Below are 17,245 nucleotides of genomic sequence, written 5' to 3'. Positions count from 1 at the left end.
GGTCACTCATGTCCACGTCTGAGGCTTCACGAGCCACCCTTGCCGATGTCATCGCGACCGTCCAGGCCGCCGACCTCGCCCCGCAGCGGCGCCAGAACATGGCGTCGGCGGTGCGCACCATCGCGCGCGCCCTGGGGCGCGAGCCCGACCAGGTCCCCGCCGATCATCAGGCGCTCGGCCGCCGCCTTGCCACGGTGACCGGCGAGCAGCTCGGTCTCTCTGCCGGACGCTGGAACAACATCCGCTCGCTGCTGCGGGCGGCTCTGGCGCTGGCGCGGCCGACGATGAAGGGCCGGTCGATGACGCCGATGTCAGCCGCGTGGCAGTCACTGCACGATGCCCTGCCTAAGCAGGCGGACCGCGTCCGGCTGTCGCGGCTGATGCGATGGCTGTCCGAGAGGCAGATCGGCCCGGACGCCGTGACGCTCGACGACCTGATAGCGTTCAAGGCGGAGCTGTTCGAAGACGCCCTGCTGAAGGGTCCAGAGAAGACCTGGGCGAACCTTATTGTCGCGTGGAACCGGGCTGTTGAGCTCACGCCAGGCTTTCCGTCAATCGGCATCGAGCGGCCGTCGCGGCGCGACGTGTATGTCCTGCCGTGGTCGTCGTTCCCGGCGTCCCTGGAGCAGGACGTCGACGCGTGGCTCGATCGGCTCGCCGGCCGTGATTTCGCCGACGACGGCCCCGCGCGTCCCGCGAGGCCGAGCACGCTGGCCACGCGCGAGTACCAGTTGCGGTCCTTCGCCTCGGCTCTCGTGCATCGGGGGCGTGATCCGCAGACGCTGCAGTCACTGGCCGACCTCGTCGTGCTCGACGCCTTCAACGAGGGCCTGCGCTTCTACTACGAGCGCAAGGGCAAACAGACGTCATCGACGATCCACGAGATGGCTTCGATGCTCAAGGGCGTGGCACGGCATTGGGTGAACCTGACGGAGCCGGACCTCGCCAGGATGGCCACGGTGGTGAAGCGGCTTGCCGTGCCGCAGCAGGGGCTCACGCGCAAGAACCGTGAGCGCTTGCGTCCGTTCGACGATCCGCAGGCGGTAGATGCGCTGTTGGGTCTGCCGGCGCGCCTGCGCGACGAGGTGGACCGGGGTCTGCTGCCCGGCAAGCGGGCGTCGGTGCGCGCCGGCCTCGCGCTCGCCATCGAGCTGCTGCTGGTCGCACCCGTGCGGCGGCAGAACCTCGCGGGCATCGAGTTGGAGACTCATCTCAAGCATGTCGGCGGGCGGTGGCACCTGATCTTCGAGGACCACGAAGTCAAGAACCGGCAGGTGCTGAATTTCATCCTGCCGGAGCGGACGGTCGAGCTGCTGGAGTGGTACCTGCGCGAGCATCGGCCGGGCCTCGCGGACACCGACACGAAGGTGCTCTTCCCAGGGCGTGGAAGTCAGGCCAAGCGGGGCAACACGTTTGGCAGGCAGATCACGGAGCTGGTGCACCGGTACACGGGGCTGACCATCAACCCGCATCTCTTCCGCCACATTGCCGCGAAGCTCTACCTCGACGTGCGCCCCGGCCAGTACGAGGTCATGCGCCGGGTGCTGGGTCACAAGAAGATGTCGACGACGACAGGCTTCTACAGCGGCGCAGAGTCGACGGCAGCCGTCCTGCACTTCGATGGCGTTGTGCTCGGCCGCCTGCGTGGGGCTGCGGCAGCTTCCACGCGTGGATCGACCAAGGCGACGAAGCCGCGCGGAGGCGCCGGGAGGAAGCTTGCCGACCACCGGGGGGCGGCGCGATGAGCGGCGGGCCTTACGGTCGCGGCAAGGCGCCCGAGCGTTCCTGCATGAAGGTCGCTGATTGGCCGGCAGTCGACTGCCGCCTGTGGCAGGAGGCGCTCATGTCGGTCGACCCGTTCGACCCGACCGGGGGGACCCGCGCGGGCCACTCCCGCGCGTCCAACGTGAAGACGGAGAAGGGCTATGGGCGCTGGCTCACATGGCTCGCGACGACGGGCCAGCTGGACGTCGACGAGGCCCCCCACGGCCGCATCACCCGCGACCGCGTGAAGGCCTATGTCGAGCACCTGGAAGGGCTCGGCAACGGCGGGCGGTCGATCCTTTCCCGACTGCAGGAGGTGGGCGACTTCGCCCGCGCCGTCGCGCCGGACCACGACTGGTCGTTCATCAACCGCATCGCGTCGAAGGTCCGCGCCCGGGCCGTGCCCGCGCGCGACAAGCGCGCGAAGCTTGCCACCACGATGGAACTGCTCGCCCTCGGGCTCGACCTGATGGAGAGCGCCCAGTACCAAACGACCCCACGGCTGGCCGCCCTCGCCTACCGCGACGGCCTCATCATCGCTCTCCTATCGCTGCGTCCGCTCCGTCGGCGCAATCTCGCCGGCCTCGTGCTCGACGACACGCTCGTGCAGGTCGGCGGCACGTGGATGCTAAGGATTGCGCCGGAGGAGACCAAGTCGCACCAGCCGATCGACATGCCATGGCCGGCAGACCTGGTGCCGCATCTCCTGACTTACATCACAACGCACCGCTCGGTCCTTGCCGCCCTGAAGAGCCGCTGGGCGAGCCCCATCGGGGACGCCCTCTGGGTCTCGTCTCATGGCTCGCCCATGAGCCAGATGGCCCTCTACGATCAAATCCGGCAGCGAGCCCAGGAGGGCCTCGGCAAAGCCGTCAACCCGCATCTCTTCCGAGACGCTGCCGCCACGACCCTTGCTATCGAAGACCCGCAGCACATTCGGCTCGCCACGCCACTTCTCGGGCATCGAGATCCGAGTACAGTTGAACGGTTCTACCAGCAGGCGACGGCGATCGAGGCGCACCGCAACTACACCGATGGGCTGGCGTTGATCAGCGAGTACGGGAAGGGCCGCTGACGCCTATCCGGATTGGCCTGAAGGGCACGAAGGGCCTCTCCGCCAGCGGCGATGCTGTCGGCTTTGCGCCAGGGGCAGACCCTTGCGCGGTGCCGAAAAGCGAACGGCCGAAGGCGTCCCCACCGCCATCACTGAGCCTTGTTGTCATATCGACCGTTGGCGTTGAACAAGCACCGTGCGCCTAGAATGAGAGGTCGTATTTTGATAGCGACCCGTTCACATCTAGAGCTGGAACAGTGGACTCGGTGAGTTGCGCGAGACCACGAGCGTAAGGTTCCGCTTCGCTCGGCTGATCGCGACGTAGAAAGCGCAACGGGATGCCCGACTGTCGCCGAAATGAGTGCGATCGCATGGGACGACAAGGACGTTATCGCGCTCGAAGCCTTTGGCCTTGTGAACGGTGCTGATGGCCTTTTCGGGGAGCGGCGGTCGCGCGCGTGTCCGCCTCAGCGTGAGTTCGCCGAAGCCTTGGAGGAGATCATCAAAGCCGCCGAGCCCGACAGCCTCCATATATTCGCGACCGTGATCAATTTTGACGGCCTCGAACGCTGCGTCGTCGCGAGCAAGCCTGCGCACTTGGGCGAGGACCTTGCTTGCGCCCTTGTGATTGGGCTCAGCAAGTACCATACGGGCCAAGTCCTGAAGCTTCGCTGGCATGCCGCGCGCCGATCTACCGCAGCCGTTTGCGACTTCTGCTTTGAAGCGGTCACCGAAGGCGGTGGGGGAAAATCCGACGCCAACGCCGCCGAGAAATTCAACGATCCCTTCCGCAACGGCGGACGCGTCACCATTCGCCTCGGATAAGCGCGACACGAGGGCCTCTAGGGCGTCGCGCGTATGCCCCTCCCACACCGGCACGCGCCGACCGTAGAAGGCCCTCAGACCGGTCACCGTTTCGTTGTGGCGGGAGAGAACCAGCAAGTCGCCGGCCGTCATGAGCCTACGCAACTCGCGCGCCTCCACGTGGCTTGTTTGGAAGGCTCCGCGTCTGGGTGCCTGGTTATCGGCGAAGATTACGCGGACCTGCAGCGGCGGCACCTTCGAAAGGTCCACAACGCCACCATCCTTCAGCGCCTGGCGACACTCCAGAATCCACGAGCCCAACGCTTCCGCCCCGCCACTCCAGCGATGCGGGTAGTCGAGTTCCTCGAAGCGGCCTCCGCGCTTGAGTTCTTCCCAGCGCGCGATGTCAGAATCGTCCGCCCGTTGGCGAGCCGATCCAAAGATGTGTTGCATAGGATCGCCGAAGATGCGGAGAGCAGCTCCACCCTTTTGAAGCGCCAGGACGATCGCGTGCTGGTCCTCGCTGGAGTCCTGATGCTCATCGCATACGATAAGCGGATACCTCCGCGCTAAGGCCTCGGCGATCATCGGCGAGCCTTTGACCAATCGGGCGACGAGCGCGGCGAGCTGCTGATAGCCGTCCTTCCGCGAGCGAACCCATACGCCGGGATCGGGAGGAAGGCCGAGGCTGCTGTTGTAGGCAGCGGCGACTTCGGCGATCAGGCTGTCGATGGTGCGAACATCAATGCGACTACCGAGTCGGCTGGTGCGGCTCGCGAATACATCAACCGCAGCATGCGTGTGGGCGAGAACGAGCAAGCGGCCTTGCCCAAGTTGCGGAAGCGCGTCGGCGGCGAATTCGGCGCCTTGATAGGTCTTTCCGCAGCCGGCGGGCGCTTCGACGACGACGAGGCGAGCATCCGATCGAAGTGCCGAATGGACAGACGCATCGCTCAAGCCGGCCGCAGCTCCCGCGGCGGCAGGCCAATCGCTGCCCTAACAGCTGCAATGAATTGTGGGAGCTCATCGCCGAGCGAGGGAAGCACTCCCAGTTGGACGGCCTTCATGGCAAGCTCGCGGCCGCCAGGCTCCGTCTTGAACCAGCGCTCACCATGTTTCTTCCATGTTCCCTTTTCAAACCGGGGAAGCTTCGAGGTGTCATCGGGAATGTGGCAGGTCGCCGCTTCGATGATCAGCTGCCTGAGATCCGGACAGGCCGCTTTGATCGCCTCGAGCGATTTGTCGTCGATGCCGGCGCGATCAGCGAGTATGCGAAGTCGCTCTCCTTCCAGCTCAGGATGCCGAATGAGCTCGGGGAGGTCAGCTTCGGCCACGTGCTGGATGACGTTCGCCTCCGTGCAGCCACTCCCCCAGCGAAACAGAAGCGGACCTAGGGCCTTCTTCTGAACCGCCCAGCGCTCCGGTGCCTTGCCCTCTTCATCGGCGAAGCCGCCGAACATGAGACCGCTCTTCGAGAGCGCTTCGAGCATGAGCAGTGTCGATTCGTTGCCGCCGATATTTGCGAGCCACACACCGTGGTCCATCGCCGGCATCCCGAGGTCGCGATCCAACAGTGCGCGGACAAAACCAATCTCGGTTTTGCCTTCGCAAAGGATGGTCAACCGCGAGAGGAGCGTTTCGGGCTCCTGGGTCGCATGCTTGATCACGACCTCGGCCAACTCGCCGAGATTGCCGGCGCTATCCATCAACCAAAGACCCGCCTTGCTGAGCGCACGCAGCGCCGTGGCGCTGTGGGTCGTGAGGAAGACTTGTGATGCCCCGTCCTGGAGTTGGCGGAGAAGGGCCCGCAGCCGGTAAGGCTCCAGCCCCCGCTCTACCTCATCGACGACCACAATCGGATCGGCATTTAGGTTGGCAGAGGCCACTTCAAGCGCCGCCAGCCGGCGCGTGCCCGATCCCCAACTTGCGAGCGGGAGCTCGACACCGCCCTTGTTCGCGGTGAGGCCGATAAGGGCGTTCAGGGATTGCGTCTGGTTTGTTGCGATGCCGAGGCCGAGATCCCTAGGCAAGGCGCGCTTAGCGAAGGCCGTGTCGAGTTGCTCGATCTTCGCTTTCGCTTCCGGCTGCAAGACTGCTTCGACGTCGGTTTCCGCCACTTTGTGGCCGAGTCGTGCGCGCAGCGTTTTGTCATAGAGAAGTCGATCGAGAGCCGAGCCCTGGACCATGCGAAGATCGCGGTCGTTCCGATCATCACCGCCGAGGCGAACGATACCGATCATGCGGCGTACAGCGGTTGATAGGTGGTCGAACTGGCCGTTAGGCTGCATGACCTCATAAACGAGATCGAAGTCCGCCGACCCTCTGACACGGATGCGATAGACGGGATCAGCGACGACCTGCTGCCCGTCCTCGGTGAGCTCGGGAACTCCCGGCTCTTTCCCGTCCCAGTTCCACGGCCAAGCGGGCTTTGATTGGGTATTGATGCCCCGACCATCGGGGAGCCGAATCACGGATTCGATGACGAACTCGTCTTCGGGCTTACGCTGCCAGTAGTCGGCGTCAGACAGGACTGACCCATTCGTCGGAGCGAGCAGCAGGGCGATCGCGTCGAGGATCGCACTCTTGCCGACGTCGCCCCCGCCCAGAACGACGTTGACGCCTTCCGACGGGTACCACGTCAGGCCCTTGATCCCGCGGAACCGCTCGATGGTGAGCCGCAGGATTGTCGGAGCCGTTGAAGGCGCTTGCTCTTGAGTCTCAGACATTGCGCCCCCGCGCAAACTTGAACGGCGCAGCTTAGGATTGCGGGATCGCCCTGAACAGACATTCCGGGGGTCCGCTAAGGGTCATTACCGCGCACACGCCCACGTCAATTTGCCGTCCTGCTTAACCTCCGTAGGATCCTAAGCCGTTGGCACCAACCTAGCCTGAGTCGCATCTTTGGAGACATCCAGTGCGCGCCGTGATCTACGCAAGGTATAGCAGCGACCTTCAGTGTGAGGCCTCGATCGAAGACCAGATCCGGCTGTGCCGCGAGCTGGTGGAGGCGCGCGGCTGGACGGTGGCGGGCGAGTACGCCGACCGCGCCGCGAGTGGGTCGAGCAAGTTCAGGCCGGAGTACCAGCGGCTGCTGGCCGACGCGCGGACGGGTCAGTTCGACGTCGTGGTTGCCGAGGCGCTCGATCGCCTGTCGCGCGACCAGGAGGACGTGGCCGCACTCTACAAGGCGCTGACCTTCGCGGGCGTGCGGTTGCTGACACTGGCGGAGGGGGAGATCAGCGAGCTGCATGTCGGCCTGAAGGGCACAATGAACGCGCTGTTCCTGCGCGACCTGGCTGCGAAGACGCACCGGGGCCTGCGGGGGCGCGTCGAGCAGGGCCGTTCGGCGGGCGGCAAAGCGTATGGCTACAGGGTTCCGAAGGAGGTCGATGCCAACGGCGATCGGGTACGCGGCAAGCGGGTCATCGACGCCGATGAGGCCGCGGTCGTGCAGCGGATCTTTTCAGAGTTCGCCGCAGGAGCCTCGCCGCGGGCCATCGCGACGCAGTTGAACCGAGACGGTGTCACGGGGCCCGAGGGCCGTCCGTGGCAGGACACGACGATCCGCGGCCACGGTGGCCGCGGGACCGGCATCCTAAGGAACGAACTCTACGTCGGTCGGCTCGTGTGGAACCGCATGCGGTTCATCAAGGACCCGTCGACCGGCAAGCGGGTCTCGCGCCCGAACCCTCTGAGCGAGTGGATCGTCGAGGACGTGCCGGAACTGCGGATCATCGACGACGCGCTGTGGGAGAGGGTCTCCAGCCGGCTCGCCAACATTGCCGCGTCGCCGACGGCGCAGGCTATCAAGGCGGGGCGGTTCTGGGAGAAGCGTCGGCCGAAGCACGTGCTCACGGGCCTCGCCGTCTGCGGCTGCTGCGGCCATCCGCTGGCCGCCGTCGGCAAGGACTACCTGCGCTGCTCGCGCGCCCATCGCAACGGGCTCTGCACCAACACGACCGGCGTCAAGCGAGGCGTGCTGGAGGAGATCGTGATCTCCGCGCTGCAGCACAACCTGATGGCACCCGACCTCGTCGCCGAGTTCATCGCCGCCTTCCACGCGGAGGTGAACGCGAGCCGCGGCGAGGCCGAGGCGGAGCGCCGTCGGGCAGAGAAGAAGAAGGCGGAGATCGAGCGGCAGCTCGATGGTCTGATCACGGCGATCGCGGAGGGCCTGCGGTCCCCGGGTCTCCAGCAGCGGCTCGACGCCCTCGAGGCGGAGCGCCGGCAGATCGAGGCCACGCTGGCAGCACCTGCCCCCTCGCCGGTCCGGTTGCACCCGAACCTCGCCGACCTCTACCGCAAGAAGGTCGCGGCGCTGCACGAGGCCCTGCAGGACCCGCGCACGCAGGCGGAAGCCCTGGAGATCATGCGCTCGCTGATCGAGCAGGTGATCGTGCGCCCGCGCGAGAGCGGGGGCATCGAGGTCGAACTCGTGGGCGAGATCGCGTCGATGGTCGAGGTGGCGATGGGGTCCGAACGCAAGAACGCCGCCCGGGAAGGGGCGGCGTTGGATGGTGCCATGAGGCGTTCGGTAAAGGTGGTTGCGGGGACACGCAACCAGCGTTATTTGCACATGCCTCGCTGCCGGGTTCCGCAGATTTCAAGACCGTAGATCAACCGCCCACGGCTCGCCCAGTTCGCGAATAAGGTCTTTATGTCTATTCTCATATGACGACGTCATCTAAGAAGCTGTCAGCCCAACATTTGCTGCTTCCAGCCCCTCCGCTGCCGATCGTCGACGCCGTGGTCAAGTTCTTGTGGGACGGTCGGCGTCCGCTTCCACCGTGCTCGTCACCGTCGCCCGTGAGATCAATCGTTGCAGCTGCCGAGCCGGTGACGAGCATCGACGCCACATCGATCGACGCCTTCGCCGATCCTGTGCACGAACTGGCCGAGATGCGCATCGAACCTGTGTTCGCGGAGCTGAGGGACCGAGTAGAGGATAAGTTCCGCCGGCTCGGGCCGATTTCCCCATGCATTTGATGTCGAACGTGAGCTAACGCCGGCCCGCCCGGTTGACGGGACCGCCTCGGTTCATCGGCGTGCCTGGCCGAACTCCAACACCAGGCGCACCAACCCCCGGCGTCACCACCGCTCGCGCCACAGGCCGGGGTCGAAGCACCACTCCCGGCCTGACGATGCATCCGACAGGATAGTCGATGTACTGACAGTAGACGACGGCCCTTGCCTGATCCGGCGCCTCCAGAATAAATCCTATGGCGATCAGAGCTGCTAGAGTGATAGATCGCTTCACGACTGAACCTCCATCTTACGATTTTGCGAGAACAAGAAGAAAGAAACCGCTACAAAGCACCATCATGACAAGAGCATGCCTAAACATACGCTGCGCTTCTTGGTGTGATACTGCTCTCTCAGACATCGCAATTCTCCCGTATTTTGTGTAGGATAGAGATAAATCAATGTTTCGTTCTTTGAGCCAAATCATCTTTCAACAATATTATAACCGTTCGCACCCGCCTTTACGGCCGATACAGAGAAGGCGGTTGCCCGAACCCCTGGATGGTCCAGTCATAAGCATGAGTGGCGGGTCGAATGTTGCCGAGGCGCGCACCGGCGAGGTCGAGGATGTCAGCCATGACCAACGTCCACATGGCCGTCAGGAGAACGGCCAGGGGCCGCAGCGGCGTACCGCGGAGCCCAAGCTGATAGCCAAGGGCAGACATGCTGATCAGAGCGAGCGCGATCAGTAGCCAGAAGACGGGAACGGGGAGGCGCTTTTCGAAGGCAAACCGTTCGGCGGTGCTCGCGTCGAACGTCTCGTTCAGCGACGAGACGAGCAGGGCCACGACCGGATCGGGGCGTTCCCGCGCCAATGCGGAGGCGTGGGCCCAGATCTTGTTCTGGAGCCCGGCGGTCCTCGAGGCGATCGGCTCTAGGATCTTCGGATCGGCGGGTGCCTGGACGAAGTCTCGCCGAAGCTTGGTGTAATCGACGAGCAGGGCTGCGATGTTGCGGGAACGCTCCGAGTCCACCATCCCGGCACGCAGCCACGCGGTGCCGATGGCGTTGGCTTCGACTAGCGTGCCCGACTGCCGTTCATCGTATCGCGTCGTAGCAAAGGACAGGGTCAGCGCCAGCACGAACGCCAGAAGGCCGAGCATGGATCCGACCAGGACCCCGACGCCCTCGGGCTCCGCCTCGGACCGAGCGCGATGGTGGCGGGCCAGCCAGTAGCCGCCTTCCCGCGCCGCCATCTGGACGAGAAACAGGCCGCCCACGAAGGCGGCGAAATTCCATGTCGCCAGATCGAGAAGCCACTGAACGGAAAGTGTCATGGCCCTCTGGCGCTCCGGATCCAGGCAAGCGTTCAGTTGGCTCCCCCAAGCGCCTGAAGCCCACCGGTATCCCGCAGATGCTCAAGAGGGTGATCTGGCGTTTAAGCTACGTCATCCGGCCTTTCCATCGGACCAGCTGAGGAAGAAGCCGACGTCGCCGGGCAGTCCGGCGGGCCATTCGATGATCATGGCCTTGAGACGGTAGCCGCCCGGGCGAAGGCTGTCGCGCCAGAGCTCGTAGGCCTGCCGGGGGCGTCCGGTGAGCGTGTCCGGCCAGTCGCTGTCGCCGTTGTTGATGGCGCGTCCCCGGTCGGTGCACAGCTCCACCGGGAAACGCATCACCATGACTTCCGTCTCGCCGGACTGTGCTGCGCGGCGGACGGATCCGGCGAGGCGGGTGCGAACGTCTTGCATGAACTCCGGTGTGAGCTTGACGGGTTCGGCGAGCTTGCTGACGAGGTCGCGGCGAGCCTGGTCGGCCGCATCCATCGCGCTGATCGCCTTCTCCGCCTTGGCCATCTCCATACTGGTCATGTAGGCCCGGAGTTCGTCGGCCTTCATGAGGGTTTCGTCGCCGAGCGTCTGGTGGGATGCCATGGGTTTCTCCTGTCTCCCTGCGCGCTGCCGAGGTGCCAAACCGGCCCCTAGCGCGACATGATGTTACGCTTGAGCGCAACGGCCGCGCTGTCGCCGCCGCCCGATGACGGCCCGCCCAGCAAGGTGCCGGCACGGACCGTCGACGTGGTGATTTCGACGCCGATCTCTTCGTCCGAGACAACGACGCCGGCAGCGTCAAGGTCGTGGCGCAACCGAGCGAAGATGTCCCCGTTCGACGCGGCCAGCGCGACGAGCGCATCCTCGTAGACCTTCGCATCCGGCCCCGCTTTCCCGAGCCTCGCGGCGGCCCAGCGACCCAGGAGCCGGTTGCGAAGCGCAAGCCTGCCGATCTCCGCGAATTCCGTCATGTCCAGGTCTCCTCCGGCGCTGGCTTGAAATTCTGTTCAATACGCCCGCGGCACCTCGCGATAGGGATAGGCCGGCTCCACGTAACCCTTCGCCTTCTGGCGCTTAGGCAGTTCGATCTTCTCGCGCTTCGTGGTCTCGTAGGGGATGGTGTGGAGGATGTGGCTGATGATGTTCAGCCGCGTCCGCTTCTTGTCGTCGGAACGGATGAAGTACCATGGCGCCCACGCCGTGTCGGTGGCCGCGAACATCTCGTCACGGGCGCGAGAGTAGTCGTACCAGCGGCTGTAGGATTCGAGATCCATCGGCGACAGCTTCCAGATCTTGCGTGGGTCGTCGATCCGCTCCTTTAACCGACGGGTCTGTTCCTCTTCGGTCACGTCCAGCCAAATCTTCATCAGGATGATGCCGGAGTCCACCATGACGCGTTCGAAGGCCGGCACCATCTTCAGGAAAACCTTCGCCTGGTCTTCCGTGCAGAAGCCCATCACGCGCTCCACGCCCGCGCGGTTGTACCAACTCCGGTCGAAGATCACGATCTCGCCACCCGCGGGCAGGTGCTCCATGTAGCGCTGCGCGTACATCTGGCTCTTCTGCCGCTCCGTCGGCGCGGGCAGCGCGACGACCCGGAACACGCGCGGGCTCGTCCGCTCCGTGAGAGCCTTGATCGTGCCGCCCTTGCCGGCGCCGTCACGTCCCTCGAAGACGATGCACACCTTGGCCCCGGTTCGCTGCACCCAGAGCTGAAGTTGGACGAGGTCGCCCTGAAGCTTTCCGAGGGCCTTCTCATACTCCTTGCCGGACATGCGTTCCGAGATGGTGCCGGAAGTCTTCTTGGACTTGGTGCCACTCTTGCCGCCTCGCAAGCTGCGCTTCGCTTCAGTGTCCTTTGTGCCACCGTCCATCATTCCCTCCGTCGCCGGCTATTTCGGCATGACCTGGGGCCCACCTGACAGGATGCCCTGAAGATTCCGCTCCAGGTTTGGACCTGGAGGCGGCGATGAAGCCGCACATGGCGACAGCCAAGCATGGGCCGAGGCTCCCCGGGAGGTAGGTTACGGAAACTTACGGCCTCGCACCACGCCTCCAGCCTCGAAAGCGGCCGAAGACTGCTAGACTGCCGGTGTCGGCGGTGGCCTTGCCCCTCGCATCCCGCGCGTCGAGGACGTGGAGCGTTAAGCGATGTTACGTGCAGCCCTTACCACCCTGCTGATGCTGACGTCGGGGCTTGCGGCCGAGGCACAGGCCCGTCGTGTCGATGCTGCCGCATCGGACCTCGCGCTGACCTCCGCACGGTTCCTCGCGAGCCTGCCGAACATGTCGTTTCGCTGGTTCGTCACCCATGACGACGTCCTGCCGGGCGGCCGACGTCTCACGTTTATCCGCAGCGGTCGGACCGTCATGGTGCGCTCGCAGGGCTTCCGGATCGAAGCCGAGCGCGAGGGCGCGCTGCGCCGGTACACCTTCGACGGCAGCGACTTCACCGTGTCGGCGCCTGCGGAGAAGTTCTTCGCGACCGTGAAGCTCACGGGTGGCCTCGACATCGTCATCGACCGGATCCGCGAGAACACCGGAACGGTGCTGCCGCTCTGGTCGCTGATGAGCGCGCGGCTGCCGGACCGAATCCTGGCGGAGATCTCCCGCGGCGCCGTGATCGGCCGGACCAAGGTTGTCGGGCAGGACGCCATCCACCTCGCCTTCGTGACCCCCTACGAGGACTGGGAGGTCTGGATTGCAGCGGACCCCGCGCGTCCGCTCCCGTTGATGATCGTGGGGACCGAGAAGCTGCGCAGGGGGGCTCCGCAGTATCGGGCGATCCTGACCGAATGGTCCCTCGAACCGCCCAGGGAACCCGTGTCGTTTCGCTTCGAACCAGGGCCGGACGATGTCCGGGTGACATGGCCTCGCGTTGTCGCCGAACGCGCTTCCGATGGTCCTCAGGCGAAGTGAGGGGAATCGGGCCATGAACCGGATCATCCTCCTCGCCACGGCCGCGATCATCGCATGGGGGTTTTCGCCCGAACGGCTTGTGGACCTCCACGTCGGGATCGAGAAGGCGGACGCCCGCGGCGGTCGAGGCGGAGGCGGGGGTGGAGGCTTTCGCGGCGGGGGCGGCGGTGGATTCGGCGGCGGCGGAGCTGGCGGGCTCAGGGGAGGTGCCGGCGGCGGTGGAGGATTTGGTGGCGGCTATGGCGGGGGCTTCAGGCCGCCTCCGTCGGCGGCAAGGCCGGGCGGCGGCTACGACCTCGGCTTCGGACCGCCGGGAGGCCCGTCTCCGGGGGCAAGGCCGTCGGCTCCAAGGCCGTCACAGCCCATCAACCGGGCCCCGTCTCGTGAACTCGCCCCGCCGGCGACGGGGCGCCCGAAGCCGGCGCAGCCCATTGCGCGCCATTCGGGCGTGGAGCGTCCTGCTAACCCGATCGCGCTGCCGCCGGGCGGCAGGCCTCCGGGCTGGAGCCCGCCGGGTTCGCGGCCGCCGGGCTGGCGACCGCCGTCCTACACGCCGCCCTATCCGCGTCCGCCCCACTGGCACTGGGGGGACTACTACTGGAACCCCGCCTGGGGGTGGTTCTTCACCGGTGCCCTTGCAGGGACGACCCTCGCCTTCATCGACAGCCTGCCGGACGACGAGTGCCGGCAGACCGTCTACGAGGGAGAGACGCTCTACCTGTGCGGCGACACCCTGTTCAGGCCGACCTACTACCAGGACGAGAAGGTCTACGAGATCGTCTCTCCGGGTCGCGGAGAGGCCGCGGGGCGCAGCGGTCCGGTCCGGTTGACCAGCCCGCGAATGACTGGCGACCGGGTCCGTGACGTTCAGAAGGCTCTCACGCGCGAAGGCCATGCAATCGCGGTCGACGGCGTCTTCGGCAAGGGATCGGATGGAGCCCTCCGGGAGTTCCAGGCTGCTCGCGGGCTTTCCGTGACCGGAGAGGTGGACGAGGCCACCGCCAAGGCGCTCGGCCTGTAGGCCATCGCTGCTGCAGCGTGTGGCTCACGATTTCTGGAGCAGTCCCGGCAGCACCTCGCCGAGGCCGGTGAGGATGATCTGCACGCCGACGCACAGAAGGAGGAACGCCGACAGCCTCATGATCACCATCGTCCCCTCCTGACCCACCAGGCGCGCCATCCTGGAGACGCGCCCATAGGCGTGTACGACCGTGAGTGCGATCAAGGCAGCGACCGCGACCGACACGCCGTGGCTGAGGAGGAGGCCATCCGACGCGTCGTGGCTCGCCGAAAGCGTGATGGCGGTGGCAATGGTGCCCGGGCCCGTCGTGATCGGGACCGTCAGCGGGAAGAAGGTCTCCTGCCGGATGGCCGCCATCCCCTTGGTCGAGCGCGCCTCGCTGGCCCCGCTCGGGCGCTCCTCGTGAAGCATCGTCCACCCCGCCGAGATGACGACGAGGCCGCCGGCGATCCGCAACGCGGCCACGGAGACCCCGAAGAACCCGAGGATGACCGTCCCCGCTAGGAAGGACACGACGAGGACGCAGAACGCGTAGACGGCGACGGAGCGGGCGATGACGAGGCGGTCGTCGTCGTTGAGATCCAGGGTCCTGTTCAGGAACACGAACGCAAGGCCGTAGGGATTGATGATGGCAAAGAGCGTTCCGAACTCGAACAGGAACTGGCCCATCATGGCTCGGCCTCGCCTCGGGGGGTGCAGGCGCGCACGGTCCGGCGAGAGGCCATTCCGCTAGCCCGCCACCAGGCCGACGATCACCGATCCCCAGGTCGTCAGCAGGATGTGGCCGATGGGAACGGCCGGCGTGTATCCCAGCACCGCCACCGGGCTGCCCGAACGATCCTGCACCGCCGCCATCGCCGCCGTCATGGTCTGTGCGCCGGCGAGCGCTCCCAGCACCAGGACCGGGTTCATCCGCAGGACGAGGCGACCGAAGGCCAGGCCCACGACGAGGGGGACGAGGGTCACGATCATTCCGCCGAACAGGAGGCCGAGGCCGGCTTCCGCGATCGACGACAGGAAGACCGGACCGGCATGAAGCCCCGTCATGCCGACGAACGCTGCCAGACCGAGCGACGTCATGAGGCTCACCGCGCCATCCGGGATGCGGCCGAAGAGGGGGAACCGGGTGCGCAGATGGCCGACCAGCAAACCTGCCAGCAGGGTGCCGACGCTCGTGCTGAGCGAGATCCGCATGTCCCCGATCGGAAACGTCACGAGAACGCCCACCAGGCCTCCGAGGAAGATCGCCAGCCCGAGCACGACGAAGTCGGTCGTCGTCGTGGGCGCCACGATCACGCCGATCCGCTTGGCCGCGGCCCCGATGAGGCTCTCAGGCCCGACGAGCCGCACGACGTCGCCGCGCTGCGCCGCGACGCCGGGGGCGAGGGGAATCTCCTCGCCGCCGCGCAGGATGGCCCGCACGTAAAGCCCGCGCGTCCAGTCCTCCTGTCCCACCGCGGCGAGGCTCTTTCCGGCGAGGTCGGGATTGATCACGAGGACGTCCGTCATCGCGACCGGCACGTCCAGAAGGTCGCGGTCCTCGACCTCCTCGGCACGGGGATCGATCGTCTCCACGATGACGCCGCGCGGGCCCGACACGGCGACGACGTCACCGGGACGGATGCGCTCGTCCCGGCCGGCTTCGATCACGTCCGCTCCGCGGCGGATTCGATGGATGAAGAGCCGGTGCTCGCTTCCGCGCGCCTCCGCGTCGCCGACCGTCGTGCCGGCGATCGGCATGTCCTCGCGGACCCGATAGGCGCGCAGCTCAAACTTGCGCCACCCGGACGAAACGCCCGGTTTGCTGCGCTTGATGCCCAGTTCGCGTTCGAGGTTGAGCGCTTCGGTGCGAAGGTCGATCCGCATCAGCGCAGGCGCCACGACGCTGCAGAAGATGATGACCCCGACGGTTCCGAAGATGTAACAGACCGCGTCCGCGACAGCGATGTGCGCGACGAGGCGGGCGCGTTCCGCCTCCGGGAGCGGGAGAGCGTTGATGGCCTCGGTCGCCGTCCCCATCGCGGGGCTCTCCGTCAGGGCACCCGACAGGAGCCCGGCCGCGAAGCCGGGATCCAGTCCGAGGACCCGGGCGACGACCACGACGCATGCCAGGCCGGTGACGGCGCACACGACCGCGAGCAGCATCGGCTTCAGCCCGTCGCGCTTGAGGGCCTGCATGAACTGTGGGCCCACGGAGTAGCCGATGCCGAAGAGGAAGAGCAGGAACAGGAACGACTTCGTCATCCCCGCGACAGGGACATGCGCGAACTGCCCGACGAGGATGCCGGCGAAGAGCGATCCCGTGACGGGCCCGAGCCCGAAGCCGGCGACCTTGAACCCACCGATCCAGTAGCCGACGCCGATCACCAGAAACAGGGCGAGTTCCGGATACCGCACGAGGACGTCTTGCAGGAATGACGCTGCCGCCGTCATGGAAGGGCACCTCGGTGGTCAAACGAGCCGCAAGTTCTGGCCATCGCGGGCTCTCTGATCGCTGCCGCTGTCGTTGGCACGGGATTAATCACATCCATGGTAGCGGACATGCGCGCTACTGAGCACGCGCCTCGATGTAACTTACGGTAGTTTTTGAACGTCCATCGTCGCGACGTGCTGTAGTGGGGCCATGGTGAGCGAGGCCCTCGCATTAGGCAGGCAAGGGTATTGACCATCGCCGATCTGGTGATCCAACGTCTGCCTCCGCTTTCAGTGCGCCACTGGACGAACCAATCGCTCGCGGAAACACAGGATCAAGACCACCGAGAGCAGGAGGATCGGCACGACCAAGCTGACGTTGCCGTGCAAATCCGTCAACGCCGCGCCGATCGCCGCTCCTGCCGCGAAGCACGCCACAATGGTCCCGAACACGACGGACTGACGGACGTTGGCGCGACTACTGTCGCCGCAGCTCCGGGCGTACAACGCCTCCGCAAACCGGCTGAGATTGCCGGTCGTCATCACGGAGCTGAAAGCCCGGCCTTCCACCTTGGCAAAGCTGGTCGTCTGCATCGCAGCGGCGAAGGAGATCCCGAGGGTTCCCGCAACGGCCGGCAGCCGGACATGGAGCAGCAGCACCACGAGAAGCACAGCGATCTCGACTGAGAGGCTGATCAGGATGACCCTGCTTCCGTAACGGTCACGCAGACCAAGGCAGACGCCGACGCCGAGGACGAACGCGATGATCGGCGGCAGGTGCCTCAGGGCCTCCTGCCACCGCCCAGCTGCGGCGTGGACGCCGGCAAGGACTACGTTCGCCGTCTGCGCGTTCGCGAGGACGCCGTCATGCGTGATCCACGTGAACGCGTCGAGATAGCCACCCGTCAGCGTCAGGGCCAAGGCAATGGCCAGCTTCTCCTCGACGGGCGTCGATCTTTCCATGAACGCCGGATCGCA

At 65.9% G+C, this 17,245-nt stretch carries 16 protein-coding genes; 6 read left to right on the top strand and 10 right to left on the bottom strand.

Going from position 1 to position 17,245, the window contains the following annotated elements; translation table 11 throughout:
• The first annotated feature begins 8 nt into the window (after positions 1-8).
• Both ACX9GQ_RS18495 and ACX9GQ_RS18490 read left to right on the top strand, forming a co-directional pair.
• Positions 9-1,745, top strand: coding sequence for a tyrosine-type recombinase/integrase (locus tag ACX9GQ_RS18495; RefSeq protein WP_459631055.1), 1,737 nt, complete (start codon positions 9-11; stop codon positions 1,743-1,745).
• Between the two features lie 44 nt (positions 1,746-1,789).
• Entirely contained in the window at positions 1,790-2,839 is a 1,050-nt protein-coding gene (locus ACX9GQ_RS18490; protein WP_459631054.1) for a tyrosine-type recombinase/integrase, read from the top strand.
• A 222-nt stretch (positions 2,840-3,061) separates the two neighbouring features.
• Here the strand turns inward: ACX9GQ_RS18490 and ACX9GQ_RS18485 are convergent, their stop codons facing one another.
• Together ACX9GQ_RS18485 and ACX9GQ_RS18480 are read right to left on the bottom strand one after the other, a co-directional pair.
• Positions 3,062-4,579, bottom strand: a complete 1,518-nt coding sequence (locus tag ACX9GQ_RS18485; RefSeq protein ID WP_459631053.1) for a UvrD-helicase domain-containing protein — start codon at positions 4,577-4,579, stop codon at positions 3,062-3,064.
• Positions 4,576-6,348, bottom strand: a complete 1,773-nt coding sequence (locus tag ACX9GQ_RS18480) for an ATP-dependent nuclease (RefSeq protein ID WP_459631052.1) — start codon at positions 6,346-6,348, stop codon at positions 4,576-4,578. Before ACX9GQ_RS18480 ends, ACX9GQ_RS18485 begins: the two co-directional genes overlap by 4 nt.
• A gap of 188 nt (positions 6,349-6,536) precedes the next feature.
• Here ACX9GQ_RS18480 and ACX9GQ_RS18475 point away from each other — a divergent pair, with 188 nt between their 5' ends.
• A complete protein-coding gene (locus tag ACX9GQ_RS18475) occupies positions 6,537-8,237 on the top strand; it encodes a recombinase family protein (protein WP_459631051.1) in 1,701 nt (566 codons plus the stop codon).
• 221 nt (positions 8,238-8,458) lie between these two features.
• Positions 8,459-8,608 carry an STAS domain-containing protein gene (locus ACX9GQ_RS18470; protein WP_459631050.1) on the top strand — a complete coding sequence of 50 codons (150 nt, stop codon included), beginning with the start codon at positions 8,459-8,461 and terminating at the stop codon, positions 8,606-8,608.
• Between the two features lie 13 nt (positions 8,609-8,621).
• Here ACX9GQ_RS18470 and ACX9GQ_RS18465 read toward each other — a convergent pair whose 3' ends face one another.
• The 5 genes from ACX9GQ_RS18465 to ppk2 form a co-directional block, all read right to left on the bottom strand.
• The gene (locus tag ACX9GQ_RS18465; protein WP_459631196.1) at positions 8,622-8,867 is read right to left on the bottom strand and encodes a hypothetical protein; all 246 of its coding nucleotides are present in this window, start codon (positions 8,865-8,867) and stop codon (positions 8,622-8,624) included.
• 238 nt (positions 8,868-9,105) lie between these two features.
• Positions 9,106-9,921, bottom strand: a complete 816-nt coding sequence (locus ACX9GQ_RS18460) for a bestrophin-like domain (protein ID WP_459631049.1) — start codon at positions 9,919-9,921, stop codon at positions 9,106-9,108.
• A 111-nt stretch (positions 9,922-10,032) separates the two neighbouring features.
• Positions 10,033-10,518, bottom strand: coding sequence for a hypothetical protein (locus ACX9GQ_RS18455; protein ID WP_459631048.1), 486 nt, complete (start codon positions 10,516-10,518; stop codon positions 10,033-10,035).
• A gap of 47 nt (positions 10,519-10,565) precedes the next feature.
• On the bottom strand, positions 10,566-10,886 hold the full coding sequence (locus ACX9GQ_RS18450; protein ID WP_459631047.1) for an ATPase inhibitor subunit zeta: 321 nt from the start codon (positions 10,884-10,886) through the stop codon (positions 10,566-10,568).
• Between the two features lie 36 nt (positions 10,887-10,922).
• Complete coding sequence (ppk2, locus tag ACX9GQ_RS18445) at positions 10,923-11,792, bottom strand: polyphosphate kinase 2 (protein WP_459631046.1); 870 nt, start codon at positions 11,790-11,792, stop codon at positions 10,923-10,925.
• 274 nt (positions 11,793-12,066) lie between these two features.
• On the opposite strand from ppk2, the gene ACX9GQ_RS18440 reads away from it, so the two are divergent.
• A complete protein-coding gene (locus ACX9GQ_RS18440; protein ID WP_459631045.1) occupies positions 12,067-12,834 on the top strand; it encodes a DUF2092 domain-containing protein in 768 nt (255 codons plus the stop codon).
• Between the two features lie 448 nt (positions 12,835-13,282).
• Positions 13,283-13,855 carry a peptidoglycan-binding domain-containing protein gene (locus ACX9GQ_RS18435; RefSeq protein ID WP_459631044.1) on the top strand — a complete coding sequence of 191 codons (573 nt, stop codon included), beginning with the start codon at positions 13,283-13,285 and terminating at the stop codon, positions 13,853-13,855.
• A 24-nt stretch (positions 13,856-13,879) separates the two neighbouring features.
• On the opposite strand, the gene ACX9GQ_RS18430 is transcribed toward ACX9GQ_RS18435, so the two are convergent.
• From ACX9GQ_RS18430 to ACX9GQ_RS18420, 3 genes are all read right to left on the bottom strand, one after another.
• Complete coding sequence (locus tag ACX9GQ_RS18430) at positions 13,880-14,527, bottom strand: MarC family protein (RefSeq protein WP_459631043.1); 648 nt, start codon at positions 14,525-14,527, stop codon at positions 13,880-13,882.
• A gap of 57 nt (positions 14,528-14,584) precedes the next feature.
• The gene (gene aspT / locus ACX9GQ_RS18425) at positions 14,585-16,288 is read right to left on the bottom strand and encodes an aspartate-alanine antiporter (RefSeq protein WP_459631042.1); all 1,704 of its coding nucleotides are present in this window, start codon (positions 16,286-16,288) and stop codon (positions 14,585-14,587) included.
• A gap of 270 nt (positions 16,289-16,558) precedes the next feature.
• Positions 16,559-17,230: a YoaK family protein gene (locus tag ACX9GQ_RS18420; RefSeq protein ID WP_459631041.1), complete on the bottom strand. Its 672-nt coding sequence runs from the start codon at positions 17,228-17,230 to the stop codon at positions 16,559-16,561.
• Positions 17,231-17,245 lie beyond the last annotated feature (15 nt).

The sequence above is a fragment of the Alsobacter sp. R-9 genome (genome assembly GCF_054612375.1).
Note: the sequence above shows the minus strand (reverse complement) of the source record. Positions and strands in the feature narration are given on the sequence as shown.